This window comes from Pseudomonas sp. dw_612, assembly GCF_018449725.1.
Taxonomy (GTDB): domain Bacteria; phylum Pseudomonadota; class Gammaproteobacteria; order Pseudomonadales; family Pseudomonadaceae; genus Aquipseudomonas.
Genome location: NZ_JAAVVC010000001.1, coordinates 84199 through 96883 on the forward strand (window position 1 = coordinate 84199; position 12685 = coordinate 96883).

The 12685-nt window shown below is 62.8% G+C and carries 12 protein-coding genes; all 12 read right to left on the bottom strand.

Translation table 11 applies throughout. The features are described from left to right. Entirely contained in the window at positions 1 to 1833 is a 1833-nt protein-coding gene (locus HB680_RS00365) for a secretin N-terminal domain-containing protein (RefSeq protein ID WP_213936636.1), read from the bottom strand. Continuing rightward, complete coding sequence (locus tag HB680_RS00370; RefSeq protein ID WP_213936637.1) at positions 1830 to 2336, bottom strand: hypothetical protein; 507 nt, start codon at positions 2334 to 2336, stop codon at positions 1830 to 1832. The genes HB680_RS00365 and HB680_RS00370 overlap by 4 nt, the downstream gene beginning before the upstream one ends. Beyond that, complete coding sequence (locus HB680_RS00375) at positions 2336 to 2884, bottom strand: GspMb/PilO family protein (protein WP_213936638.1); 549 nt, start codon at positions 2882 to 2884, stop codon at positions 2336 to 2338. The genes HB680_RS00370 and HB680_RS00375 overlap by 1 nt, the downstream gene beginning before the upstream one ends. Continuing rightward, the gene (locus HB680_RS00380) at positions 2871 to 3416 is read right to left on the bottom strand and encodes a PilN domain-containing protein (RefSeq protein WP_213936639.1); all 546 of its coding nucleotides are present in this window, start codon (positions 3414 to 3416) and stop codon (positions 2871 to 2873) included. Before HB680_RS00380 ends, HB680_RS00375 begins: the two co-directional genes overlap by 14 nt. A 1-nt stretch (position 3417) precedes the next feature. Then, a complete protein-coding gene (locus HB680_RS00385; RefSeq protein WP_213936640.1) occupies positions 3418 to 4221 on the bottom strand; it encodes a hypothetical protein in 804 nt (267 codons plus the stop codon). After that, positions 4202 to 5908 (bottom strand): GspE/PulE family protein, encoded by a 1707-nt coding sequence (locus HB680_RS00390; protein WP_213936641.1) that lies wholly within the window; start codon positions 5906 to 5908, stop codon positions 4202 to 4204. The genes HB680_RS00385 and HB680_RS00390 overlap by 20 nt, the downstream gene beginning before the upstream one ends. Before the next feature lie 84 nt (positions 5909 to 5992). Continuing rightward, positions 5993 to 6523, bottom strand: coding sequence for a response regulator (locus HB680_RS00395; protein ID WP_163913982.1), 531 nt, complete (start codon positions 6521 to 6523; stop codon positions 5993 to 5995). Between the two features lie 222 nt (positions 6524 to 6745). Next, on the bottom strand, positions 6746 to 7693 hold the full coding sequence (locus HB680_RS00400) for a peptidylprolyl isomerase (RefSeq protein ID WP_213936642.1): 948 nt from the start codon (positions 7691 to 7693) through the stop codon (positions 6746 to 6748). Positions 7694 to 7708: 15 nt separating this feature from the next. Then, positions 7709 to 9250 (bottom strand): ABC transporter substrate-binding protein, encoded by a 1542-nt coding sequence (locus HB680_RS00405; RefSeq protein ID WP_213936643.1) that lies wholly within the window; start codon positions 9248 to 9250, stop codon positions 7709 to 7711. A 9-nt stretch (positions 9251 to 9259) separates the two neighbouring features. Continuing rightward, complete coding sequence (locus HB680_RS00410; protein WP_213936644.1) at positions 9260 to 9880, bottom strand: SCO family protein; 621 nt, start codon at positions 9878 to 9880, stop codon at positions 9260 to 9262. Beyond that, positions 9877 to 10530 (bottom strand): SCO family protein, encoded by a 654-nt coding sequence (locus tag HB680_RS00415; protein WP_213936645.1) that lies wholly within the window; start codon positions 10528 to 10530, stop codon positions 9877 to 9879. Before HB680_RS00415 ends, HB680_RS00410 begins: the two co-directional genes overlap by 4 nt. Before the next feature lie 12 nt (positions 10531 to 10542). Beyond that, complete coding sequence (locus HB680_RS00420; RefSeq protein ID WP_213936646.1) at positions 10543 to 12495, bottom strand: cytochrome D1 domain-containing protein; 1953 nt, start codon at positions 12493 to 12495, stop codon at positions 10543 to 10545. Between the last annotated feature and the right edge of the window lie 190 nt (positions 12496 to 12685).

Genomic DNA, 12685 nt, shown 5'->3' on the forward strand with positions numbered 1-12685 from the left:
TCAAGGCTTCTCGACGACAACACGGGCGGACGAAGCAACCGGCGTGGTCATGACTTCGGTGTGAATCGCCGATTCCATGCCACGGTCAGGCGCCTGGATGTGCATGCTGGTTTCGGTGCCGGTCTGGAACTCCATGTCCGACGGGCTCTGGTACGGCAGGTTGCGCACGATCCGTGGCGTGATCGACAGCACCAGTTCCGACTTGCCGACGGTGTCCTTGTTGCTGCCGAACAAGCGGCCCAATCCAGGAATGTCGCCAAGGCCCGGAATCTTGTTGCCGGTGGCGCCGTGGTCGTTGCGCACCAGCCCGGCCAGGATCTGGGTTTCGCCGTCATGCAGGCGCAACGTGGTCTGCGCGTTGCGGGTGTCGACCTGTACCGGAATCGTGCCCTGGCGGGTCGGCTCCAGCGGCGTGGCGTTACTCACTTCCAGGGCAATCTTGATCGCCACTTCGTTGTTCAAGTGCACGATCGGCTGCACTTCCAGCTTCAGACCGACGTCAAGATAAGTGACGCTTTCCGTGATCACCGGCCCCTGAGTCGAAGGCACCGAGGTGGCGCTGATGATTGGCACCCGCTGACCGATGTGAATCCGCGCCTGTTCACGGTTGCTCACGCGAATCACCGGGCTGGCCAGGGTGTTGATGTCATTGTCCTGCGCATTGATCTTGGCTTGCGGCGACGGCGAAATGGAGATCCGGCTGGAGTTGATGCCCTTCAGTTGATCAAGGATCGTCACCCCCGAACCGTCGCTGTTGACCACGCCGAAAGTGTTCGGCCATTGCAGCCCCAGATCGAGAATGCGCTGGGTGGCGACTTCCATGACTTCGACTTCCAGCACCACTTCAGGGTCGGACTGGTCTTGGGATTGCAGGAGTTTTTCGGCCATGCGCACCGCGTCTTCGGTGTCGCGCATGGTCAAGGTGTTGAGGCGCTCATCGACGAACACGTCGCGGGTCTTGAGCATGGTTTTGATCATGTTCAGCGCGGTGTTGGCATCGACGCTGGTCAGGTAGAAGGTGCGCATCACCAGTTCCTGATAATCCTTGAGCTTCTGCGGCGAGTCCGGGTAGATCAGCAAGGTGTTTTCGTTGACGATCTTCTGGTGCAGCTGATTTTGTTGGAGCAGCAGTTCCACGGCGTCTTCGATGCGCACGTCACGCACGAAGATCGTGGCTTTCATGTCCGGCCGCAGGTCTTTGTCGAAGATGAAATTCAGCCCGGCAACCTGGGACAGCACTTCGAAAATGGTTTTCAGGTTGGCGTCGCGAAACTCCAAAGTCACCGGCCGATCCAGACGAGTACGCAGTTGTGGATACGGCACCACGTTGCGGCTCTGGACCAGGCGAATGTTGCCTTGCAGTTCCAGGGCACCCTCATTTTTCGGATCGAGTTCGAGCATCTGTTTGACCTGACGGTCGGCGCCGTAAATGTCGCCACGGCGCAGGTCGCCCCGGGCCAGTTCGAGTTTGTCGTCCTGGCTGCGCAGGTAATCGAGTTGCTTCAGGGAGTCCTGGGCGCGGCGGTTGCTCGGTTCGATGGTCAGCACCCGGCCGTAGGCCAACCGAGCGGAAGGAAAGTCCCGGCGTGCACGGTCGGTGTCGCCCGCCGTCAGCAGCGCGGTAATCGCTTTGGCGCGGCCGGTGTTCAGCAGCAGGTGCAATTCGGTGTCCCGAGGGTTTTCCCGCAGGCCTTCCTGGATGCGCGCCAACCCGGCTTCATATTGGCCTTGTTCAATCAGGTCGGACGCTTCTTTGTTGGCGACTTGCGCCGTACTGCACGCGGCCAGCGCTGTGCTCAGGCACAGGCTCATCAGCAAACGGGATCTGTTCATTGCGTGCTCCCCACAGACAAGGTCTGGGACAAATGCAGAGGCAGGTAGACCAGGCTCAATTCCACATCGGAAATGCCCTCGATCCGCCACGTGTCGTCGATCACATCCCCTTTGCGTACGACGTATATTTTTTCGCCGTTCTGCAAAAACACTTGCAGGTCGGATTGGTTATGCAGCCTGCCGACGAACTGGAAAGGCATCGCTGGTGCGCTGGGGGCTTGCACCACCGGGGTCAGGTTGACGGGTTGTTCGGTGATGCTGGCCAGTACTGGCGCAGCCTTCCAGCTGCGGGTGGCGAACAGGTCGCCGGACGGGCTCAAGTCCTTGATCGGCGCCGCTTTGAGGCTGGCGGCAGCGACCGGTGTTTTACCTTTGGCGGGTTTGGCCACCGTGGCGACGGTGACTTCACCGTCCTCCGGTTGCCGCAAGTAATCCGGCAACCAGGCCAGCGCCGCCGCCACGCCGAAGAACGCCACCCAACCCACTACGCGTTTGGTATTCATCACGACCTCGACAGGTAAAGGGTCATGCGGATCCGCCCGGTCAGGTCGGTGTCGGCGATCTTCTTGCGCTGGAACTCCACGTCCTCCACCACCACCGCCGGCAACTGGCCGAGCAAGGCGTGCAGGAAGCGTCGCAGTTGCGGATAGCTGCCGCGCACCGGCAGCAGAATCTGATAACGGGCCAGATGAGTCTTGGGATCGATGCCCAGGGAATATTCGCCCCGGGCCAAGGTGATGTGTTCCAGCGCGGCCAAGGCGTAGATCTTGTCGATGGCCACCGTGGCTTGCGGCTGGGACGGCAACTTGCTGCGGAAGTCGTCGAGCTGGCGTTGCGGTACCACCGGTGGCGCGACGCTGCCGTCTTCGACCTTGGCCAGGTACTCGCCGGCTTCGCGGGTCTGCTGGCTGAGGGTTTGCAGCGACTGCCAGTCCGGCACCAGCCCGGCCAAGGCATACATCAGCGTCACGGCCACCAGTGCCATCCCGGCCAGGCCCGGGATACCGAGGCCTTGCAGGTATTCGTGCACGATCAGTCTAGGGATTCGCATCGCCAATCTCCCACGTCGCCGACAGGTTGAATTGCACCGGGTGTTCCGGCACGTTGGCGACGATTTCGTGGCTCAGCAGGGACACGTCCGACAGCTCGTCGCTGGCTTCCAGACGCTGGTGAAATTCGAGCATCGCTTCCAGATCCCGCGCCTCGGCGCTGATCCGCACCTGGCCTTTGCGGGCATCCGGGGTCAGGGTCAGCAAGGCGATGTCATCCCGAGGCATGGCTTCGAGCATGGCGAACAGGCGTTCCCATGGCCGACGCAGTTGCTGGGACACCTTGCGCATCTCGGCGAGGTTTTGTGCTTGCTCGCGGGTTTCGGCCGGGGTCAGGCCGACCTTGCCGCCGCTGTCGCCAGTGAGTTCGCGCTGGGCGTGTTGCAAGTGGCCCTGTTGTTGGGAGGATTGCTGGGCGAGGTGCTGCTGAGCGAATACGCACGCTAGAGTCAGCGCCACGCCAGCAGTCAGCAGGCTCCAGCCCAAGGGGCCCGAGCGGCGGCGCGGCTGGAAGTCGAGGGTCAGGGCGCGCATGTCAGGCCACCGCCCGGGACATCACGTACAGGCAATCCCGTACGCCAGTCCGGTCTTCTTCGAGGGTCCGCAAGTGCACACCGGGCACCTCGGGTTGCGAGTCAATCCGTGCCGGCGCGTGCAGGTAGACGTTCAGCGGCCGTTCACTGCTGGAAGCCTGCAACTGGTTTTCCCGGCCAATCAACGCGGTCAGCGCGGTATCGCTGTCGCTGCTGCCCACCGAGCGCACCGAGGTCCAGCGCCCTTCCCGGGCCAGCAGCAACACGCTGCGCACCGGCTCGGCGACGACGAACAGGAAGTCCCCGGCGTCGAAGCTTTTATCGAAGTGGTTGAACGCCGCCATCAGGTACGGTTGCACCGAACGCAGGCGCAAACCGCGAGCGCTGACCAGGCTGCGCAGGCGTTGCAGCAAGTCCTGGGGCAAGGCCGAAGCGATACGGTCGTAACCCGCCGGTTCCGCCGAGAGCACCAGGCTCCAGGGTTGAGTCGGCACGCCGTAGAGGTCTTCGAAGCACAGTTGGGCGAAGCCGAGCAATTCATCAGGGCTGCTGATCTGGTCGCTCCAGGGCACCAGGCAAAAGCGGCTGAAGTGCCCGGAAATCACCACGCTCAACTCCGCACCGGAACGCGCATGCTCGCCGAGCAACCGGTCGAGGGTTTCCAGGGCAACGGCCCAGGCGTGGAAGCCTTCGTCGATAAAACCGACGCTGCCCAGCCAGCGGGTGTCGCTGCCCTGGCGCTGGCCGAGGCCGACGCCACTGGCGCCCAGCACGGCGACATAACGATCACGAGACAAAAGTGACACGATTGATCTCCTCGAGCGTAGTACGCCCCGCTTGCACCAGTTCCAGCGCCGACTCGCGCAACAGCCGCAAGCCACGTTTACAGGCGTGGGCCTTGATTTTCGAAATCGGTTGGCGCTCGACGATCATTTGCCGCAACTCGTCGTCCAGGTGCAGCAGCTCGGCAATCGCCGTGCGCCCGCGATACCCGGTGCCCCGGCAATGGCCGCAGCCCTTGCCATGCACAAACTGGTAATGACCGACCTGCTGCGGGTCGAGCCCGGAGGCTTGCAGTTCTTCCTCGGTCGGCTGGTGCGGGGCGCTGCAACTGGCGCACACCAGGCGAATCAACCGCTGAGCCAGCACTGCGTTGAGCGCCGAGACCAGGCTGTAGGGGTCGATTTCCATCTGCGTGAAGCGGCCGATCACGTCGAACACGTTGTTGGCGTGGATGGTGGTGAACACCAGGTGCCCGGTGAGGGCCGATTGCACGGCGATCTGCGCGGTGTCCGGGTCACGGATTTCACCGACCATGATCTTGTCCGGGTCGTGGCGCAGGATCGAACGCAAACCCCGGGCGAAGGTCAGGCCTTTCTTTTCATTCACAGGGATTTGCAGGACGCCCGGCAGCTGGTATTCCACCGGGTCTTCGATGGTGATGATCTTGTCCACGCCGTGGTTGATCTCGGTGATCATCGCGTAGAGCGTGGTGGTCTTGCCGCTGCCGGTGGGGCCGGTCACGAGCACCATGCCGTAGGGTTCGGCGGCGAGCCGGCGCAGTTGCTTGAGGGTTTCTTCTTCGAAGCCCAGGGCCTGCAACTGCACGCCGCTGACTTTGTCCGCCAGGTCCTGTTTGTCCAGCACCCGCAGCACCGCGTCTTCGCCGAAAATGCTCGGCATGATCGACACCCGGAAGTCGATCTGCCGACCGCTGATGCCGATTTTGAAGCGCCCGTCCTGGGGCACGCGTTTTTCGCCGATGTCCAGCTCAGCCATGACCTTGACCCGGGAAATCACTTGCTCGGCGAACTCGCTGCCCTGGATCTTGCTGATGTTGTTGAGCACGCCGTCGATGCGGTACTTGATCACCAGACCGCTGCCGGTAGTGCCCAAGTGGATGTCGCTGGCGTGCATTTTCAGCGCGTCGTAGAGGGTCGAGTTGACCAGTTTGACCACCACGCTCGCGTCTTCGCTGATGCTGGTCAGGGACAGGCTTTGCAGGTTGTCGATCTCGACGTTCGCGTCGGCCTGGGCGTTGAGCGACTCCACCGCGTGGAAGCTTTCTTCGTGACGGGCCAGGTAGGCTTTCAGGTCGTCGGCATGCACCAGATAGAGCGGCGCACCGTGCAGGCAATCGTCGATCCAGGCCAGGCGCGCGGTGTCGAACGGGTCGGCGAACACTCCGATGACTTCGTCGGCGTGGCGCAGCAGGATGAATTCGCGCTTGAGGCATTGGGCCAGGGTGACCCGGTCAAATACTGGAGTGGCCTGAAACAGCGTATCGGTGTCGAGCACCGGGTAATGCAGGGTCGCGCCGAGGCACTGGATAAAGGGCATGGGGGCCAGCTCGCACAACACCCCGAGGGCGTCCAGTACCCGTTCGCCGGAACTGGCGGCCCGGATCCGCGCCTGGGCCAATTGCTCACTGGAAAAGCGTGAAGGTGCAGAGTCCAACGGTGCCGGTTCGACGGCCAGTGATAGACGTTCCATGGCTTGCTCTCCAACGCCGGGGGCTTAGAGCCCTGTCGGCGCGGCAGGCCATTGCGGCGGAAGCCGGAACGTCGTGTCGCGCCATTACTCCCCGGTGAGCAATTGTTCGTCGTCCGGCGCCAGCGAGGCCGATGTTCGTCGGCGATCCGCCAGCACCCAACTGCCGTCGTACAACTGCAGCGGGAAACTCTCGGTCCTGCTCTGGCGTCGTTCGACAAAACCTTCAGAAGTGCTCACGCCTGCTTTGGCTTCGCGCTCCATCCCCAGAAGGTCGCAGACTGCACGGGCCAATTCCGCCAACGGAAAGGGTTTGAACAGGATATGGCTGACACCTAACTGTCGGGCCCGCTCACAGACTTCAGCGGTTGGGTGCCCGGTGATCAGCACAAAATGACACTTCCTGTTCTGGCGGACGGCATCGAGCACCTCAAAGCCTTCCATATCCGGCAAGCGGTAATCGAACACCATCACATCAGGTGCAAAACGTTCGGCTTCACCGATTGCCATGGCACCGTCGTGAGCTATCCGGACTTCCAACGCTTGCGCCTGAAGGTAATCCTTGAGGTTTTCGGCAAGCAGTTGTTCGTCTTCGACAACCAGTACTTTGTTTAACAAGGTCGACTCCTTGAAACCGCAGGTCCGAGTACCGAGCCTGGTGGAGTGTGTGCCTTACAAGGGCTAACGCACACTTCATGCCAGGCCGAGCGCCGGTATTTTTATCTGTTCATGTCCTTGAATTTGAAGACAATGCCAGGTCGTCCGGAATCCCCTCCCCCCAAAGGCGGGGAAGCGCATGGATTGGCATTGAAGCTTTTCCCCAGTATTGGGGGGGAACGTTCAATCATCGTCAATCCGCTCGATTCGATTGCTGGATCGAAGTTGCGCCAGAACGTCTCGACGAGCCTGGGCCTTTTGCTGTCGGGCAAGGTAAACCCGGACTGTTTCAAGCCCCTGCTCCTCTGTGACATCGGTCGCCTCCTGGTGGTTCTGTAAATAGATCAAATGCCAGCCAACCGGCGTGCGCACCGGATCACTGACTTGTCCCGGTCTCAAGGCGAACGCCGCCGCTTCGAATTCCGGCATCATGCGCCCGCGGGCAAAATAGCCCAATTCCCCGCCTGTACTGGCCGAAACGTCTTCGGAAGCGCTGCGGGCAACGCTGATAAAGTCCGCGCCTGCAGCAATTTGCACACGTAACTCCTCCAAGCGTAGTCGCGCGGCTTCAACTGTGGCGGCATCGGCGCCCTGGGGTACTTTGATCAGGATATGCCGGGCGTGGATTTGCTCGGGGCTGCTCATCTCGGCGCGGTGCTGTTCGAAGAATGCCTTGACCTGTTTTTCGTCCGGCTGCGCCACGCGGGTCAGGTCGGCGAAGACCTCCTGGGCGGCCAGTTCGCGGCGGGTGTATTCGGTAAAACCCGCCTCATCGAAACCGGAATCTTGCAGTTTGCGGGTGAACACCTCGGCGCCACCGATGGCCTGCCGGGTCAGTGCGACTTGGCTTTGCACGGTAGCGTCGCTGATCACCACCCCGCGCTTGACCGCTTCCTGCCACAACAGCTCTTTGTCGATCAGTGCATCCAGGGCCGCCTGACGCAGTTGCTTGTAGGCCTTGGGATTGCGAATGCTGGCCACCGCCCGGCCCTGGTCTTCCAGGTATTCGGCGAAATACCGCTCCAGGCGAAACTCGGAAATCTCCGCACCGTTGACCCGTGCGGCAACTGGCCCGTTATTACTGAAAGCCACGGGAACCCATAGCATCAGCAGCAACAGTAGCGTCTTCATGATCGAAGCCTCCGTTCAGGGTGTAGCGGCAATGGGTTTGTAGGGCGCAACCAGGTAAAAGCGCTGGTCGGACAGGTCCACGGTGACGATATGCGCGCCGTTCAGGCCCAGGCGCCGGCCGGGGCCGAAGCTGATCAGCGGGGTCAGCCCGGTGTCGAAGTCGTGCAGGCCTTCGAGGGCATCGATGAGCTTTTCGCGGCTGGCATCGCGCCCGGCCTGCTTCATGCCTTCGCTGAACAGCAGCATCGAACTGAACGCGCCCACTTGCAGCACCGCGTGTTCGCCGCCGAGGCCCTGATGTTCGCGCAACAACGTCAGGGCCGTGCGCCCGGACGGGGTCCAGTCGCTGGGCACGAACGGATAGGCGAGGAATATCCGCCGGGAAAACCCGTTGGGCACCTGCAGCAAATCCCCCGCCACCTGGTTCGACGCGGCAAACAGGTAAGGCACCTGCCCCGCGGTCTGCAAGCGTTCGGCCAAGCGACTGAAGCCACCGCCGCTGCCCAGGTAAAACACCGAACGCGACCCCAACGGCAACTCGTCCTGGGCCGAGTCGTAGGCTTGCAACCGCACGTCCTGCCAGGCGTGAGCCTGCAAATACTGGCCGAGGTTCTGCGCCGCCAGTCGCTGGCCGGGGTCATTCGGGTAGGCAATCAGCGTCGGCCCCGGCAGCACCCGCAGACTGTCGGTGGCGAAATTGGCCAGGGCGATCAGTTGCTCGCGCAAGCCGGGCAACGGTTCGAAAATCTGCCGACTGGCCTGGGCCGTGCCGAGCAGCGACAGCGGTCCGATCAGCGGCACCCCGGCCCGTTCCAGGCGGGCGGCCAGTTCGCTGTCCAGCGCCGGGACCAACGGCGCGATCAGGGCGAACACTTGCTCCTGGTCGATCAAGCGGTCGAGGGCCTGCTCGGCACTGGCGCGGTCCGGGCCGGGATCAAGGATCGTCAGGCGCAGCGTTCGACCGTGGATGCCACCCGCCCCGTTGATCCGCGCCACGCTGCCCTGGAGCACCGCCGCCACCGTCGCGCCCTCCTCGCTCAACGGTCCGTGACTCGGTAACAAAGTGCCCAGGTGCAAGCTGTCGGCGCTCAAGCCTGGATCGCGATCATCGGCCAGACGCTTAAGGTAAGCGCTGAGGTCCCGTTGATCCTTCATCGACAGCAAGAACCGTGGCATGGCCGGGTCGAGCCGATTGTTGCCGGGGTCGCGTCCTAGCTGAATCGCCCGGGCCAGCGTGCCTTCGGTGTAGGCCGGGTAATCGCGACCATTGACCTGTTGCTGGCCATACACGCTGCTGAGTCGCGACCAGTTCAGGTCCGGCGGTCGCACCCCGCCCTCCGCCCGGCCCTGGCCATCGGCGCCGTGGCAATTGGCGCACGGCAGGCTGCTGGCCGGCAGCAGGATATCCGCCGCACCGACCCTGGCCATGACCGGCTCGCCGCTGCCTGACAACCCTTCGCGGTACAGGCGCTTGCCCGCACTTTCGCTGGGGCTCAGCGGCAACGCGCTGGCGCTCAGGCTGACGCTGGCGAGAAGGATCAGGAGGGCACGTTTCATGGCCCGGACTCAGCGACCGGCCACGGGCATTGTCAGCAGTTGCAAGCGCTGGGCAATGGCGGCGGCCGGGGCATCGGGACGGATCTTGCTCCAGCGTTTGTTGGCCACGTCACCCACAATCAGTTGCGTGGAATGTTGCTCGGGCGTCGGCACGATCTGGCCGATGCGGCCCAGGACCAGCTCCATTTGCGCCTTGTCGCCGGTAAGAAAAAGCCAGTGGGGACCATCGACACCCTGCTTCAAGGTGTAAGCCTTGAGCACCGCCGGGGTGTCCCGCAGCGGATCACTGGTAAGGGAAATAAAGGTGATGCCGTCGGCCTTGTCGCCCAGCACTTCGCGCACTTCCTTGAGTTTGCGGGTGATCAGCGGGCAGGCATCGGTGCAACTGGTGAAGATCACGTTCAGCAGCACCACGCGGTTTTGCAGGGCATCGCTGTAGAAACGCAGGGTGTTGCCGTTCTGGTCCTGCAACGGCGTGTCGGTGAACCAGGTTTTCGCATCGCGGGTGCCGGTTGCCGGTGCGGCGGCGGCCACGATTGGCGTCGGCTCTTCGTGCCTTTCGTGGGAAAACGCCAGAAAACTGATCACGCAAAAGCACATGGTCAGGAAGATCAAAATGAGGGCTTTCATGGCTGGTTCTCCATGGCGATCGCGGTGTGTTTGGCGTGGGCGTTGCGCTGGCCGCTGAGTTTTTCCACTTCACGGGTCAGTACCGTTGGGTCGGTGAAGCCGTAATAGCGGGTCCAGTGGCGGCTGTTGCCGTCGCCCACCATGATCAACGGCGCATGGTTCTTGAAGTCGCCGCTGAAGGTGCCGAGGCCCTTGAGGGTTTCGGTCACCGATTGCGGAGTGCCGGTGAGCCAGCTCCAGCCCGGACCGTTCTGGAAGCTGCGGGCGTAATCGTTCAGGCGTTTGGGGTCATCCCGTTGTGGGTCGATGCTGATCGACACCAGTTGCACCTCTTTGCCGACCCGGGCGCCGAGTTGTTTCTGCACCTTGCCCATGATCGACGACACCACCGGGCACACCGTGGTGCAACTGGTGTAGATGAAGCCCATGACCACGATTTTGTTGCTGATCAGGTCTTTTTCCAGGCGTACCGCTTTGCCGTTCTGGTCCACCAGTGCGACGTCGGCGAATTTCACCTGGGCGCTTTCCTGGGTCTTGGCCGGCGGCGCGTTGTGCCCGGCATGTTCATCTGCCGAATGCGCCAGAACCTGGCTGATGCCGGTGGCCAACAGGCAGAACGTCAACAAGCCACGGTGTGCGAATCGGTTCATGTCGGTTTCCTCTCAATGTGCATCGCCGGGCAGTACCCGAACGCTGGCAAAGGTCTTGTCATCGAAACTCGCGCCCAGGGACGTCGCGCGCACATGCAGGTACCAGGCGCCACTCTGGTCGAGGGTCACCGGCGCTTCATACACGCCGTTGCCGACGTCCAGCGCCGCCACTTCCTGGGCCCGGGACGTCGGGGCGCGGAAGTAGCGCACCTGCACGTCCTTGACCCCGCTGCGTTGGGTTTTCTGCTTGCCCTCGACGATGCGAAAGCGCACGACATAGGGGTCGCCCACGCCGGCCGTGAATTTATCGAGCATGAATTCCACTTTCGGCAGGCCGGGATGCAGAGCGAAGGCTTTGTCCGGTTCCACCAGGGCGCTGAAGCAGTGAATGATGTTCGGTTGGTTAAGCAGGAACGCCACGTCGAAGCGCCCGGCCTGGGGCAGTTTGATCCGCGCGCTGTACAGCCCCGGCTCGACTTCCCGCAGGCTGCGGTCGATGACCATCGCTGCCCGCGCCACTTGCCCGCGATTGGGGTAACCGGACATCGGCGCGTTCATGCCTTCGGCGTAGAAGTAGGTGGTGTTGTCCACCGGGTTGACCACGAACACCGCGTTGTCATCCCGCGATACCGCCAGGCTCGACGCCAGCGGCAGATCACCGGCCAGCCGTGGCGCCTGGGGCCCGGCTTCGAAGCCCTGGCTGATGGGCGTGCGACCTTCGCCGAGGGATGCCAGGTTGATCATCGTGACCTTGGCCGAAGCCAGTCCGCGCACGTAGGCGTAGGCCTTGGTGAACACAACCTGGTAAGGCTCGGCGGAGACGTCGATGGAGTGGATACGCGCGTCGGTGGCGGCGTCGATGACCTCGACGCGGTTTTCCAGGGTGTTGAGCACCATGCCAAAACGGCCGTCGGCGCTGAAGCCCATCGGCCCGAGGCCCTGACTCAGTTTGATCACCCGGCGCACCGCCAGGCTGCCGGTATCGACCACGGTCACGCTGCCGTCCTGGCCATCGGCGACGTACACCGCTTGAGACAGCGGCGAGTACGCCACCGACAATGGGTGGGGGCCGGTCTTGAGCTGTTGGCTGATGGTCAGGCTGGCGATGTCGATGATGCTGAGGGTGCCGTCGTCGCGGTTGGTGACGAAGGCATGGCGACTGTCTTTGCTGAAAGCGATTTCGTGGTGACCGCGTCCGGTGGCGAGGTGTTTGAGGGTTTTGAGGCTGCGGCTGTCGATTACGGTGACGCCGGATTGTTCGGCGGTTTTTGCATTGTTGCCGACCCACAGCAGACGCTCGTCCGGTTGCAGGGCCACACGTACCGGGTTGTCGCCAGCGGCGAGTGAATCGATCAGTTTGAATTGTTCGCTGTCGATGACCGCCACTTCGCCCGCGGTGGGCATCGAGATGAACACGCGTTTGTTGTCTTTAGTGGTGACCCAATCCATCGGCGCTTGCTTGAGATCGATGCGGGCCATGGTGCTGGTGATGCCGCCGACCGACACCGATGGATCGACCACCGAGACGCTGGCATCGCGGTTCATCACCAGCAGAAAGTAGCTGTTCAAGTCGAGCATCGGCCGCGCACCGATACTGGATTTGAGAAACACCCCGACCCGGGATTTGCAGCTCTGTTCACGGCCCTGGGCCTGGTCGGCGGCGACGGTTTCCGGGTCGAGCCAGGCGCCGGGATTCACCCCCGACAGCGGTTGGCCCGAGTTGCTGTCACGGACCCGGAACTGCACGTCGGCAAACCCGCCTTCGCGCAGCACACCGTCCTCGGCCAGCGCCTGCACCTTAAAGTCCACCGCCACCCCATCACGGGCCAACGACTGCCCGCTCCAGGTATCCGGCAGCGCGACCTCGCTGAGCATCGTCGGCGGCGCCGTGCGCCAGATGCCTAGCCACAGCAGCACCACCGCGACAACCAGCGCACACCCGGCGACTCTTATTGTTCTGCTCATCACGCGTCTCCCTTACCCGTCTGTGCCTGCCACACCGGTCCCCTTGTGGGAGCGGGCTTGCTCGCGAAGGGGCCATCACATGCACCCTAAATGTCGCCTGACCCACCGCTTTCGCGAGCAAGCCCGCTCCCACATTCGATCTCCAGTGGTCGCAGCATCTGCGCCCAACCCCGGTCCCCTGTGGGAGCGG

Coding starts and splice junctions, on each gene's coding strand:
- HB680_RS00365 (WP_213936636.1), bottom strand. CDS start 1,833: ATGAACAGATCCCGTTTGCTGATGAGCCTGTGCCTGAGCACAGCGCTG.
- HB680_RS00370 (WP_213936637.1), bottom strand. CDS start 2,336: ATGAATACCAAACGCGTAGTGGGTTGGGTGGCGTTCTTCGGCGTGGCG.
- HB680_RS00375 (WP_213936638.1), bottom strand. CDS start 2,884: ATGCGAATCCCTAGACTGATCGTGCACGAATACCTGCAAGGCCTCGGT.
- HB680_RS00380 (WP_213936639.1), bottom strand. CDS start 3,416: ATGCGCGCCCTGACCCTCGACTTCCAGCCGCGCCGCCGCTCGGGCCCC.
- HB680_RS00390 (WP_213936641.1), bottom strand. CDS start 5,908: ATGGAACGTCTATCACTGGCCGTCGAACCGGCACCGTTGGACTCTGCA.
- HB680_RS00400 (WP_213936642.1), bottom strand. CDS start 7,693: ATGAAGACGCTACTGTTGCTGCTGATGCTATGGGTTCCCGTGGCTTTC.
- HB680_RS00405 (WP_213936643.1), bottom strand. CDS start 9,250: ATGAAACGTGCCCTCCTGATCCTTCTCGCCAGCGTCAGCCTGAGCGCC.
- HB680_RS00410 (WP_213936644.1), bottom strand. CDS start 9,880: ATGAAAGCCCTCATTTTGATCTTCCTGACCATGTGCTTTTGCGTGATC.
- HB680_RS00415 (WP_213936645.1), bottom strand. CDS start 10,530: ATGAACCGATTCGCACACCGTGGCTTGTTGACGTTCTGCCTGTTGGCC.
- HB680_RS00420 (WP_213936646.1), bottom strand. CDS start 12,495: ATGAGCAGAACAATAAGAGTCGCCGGGTGTGCGCTGGTTGTCGCGGTG.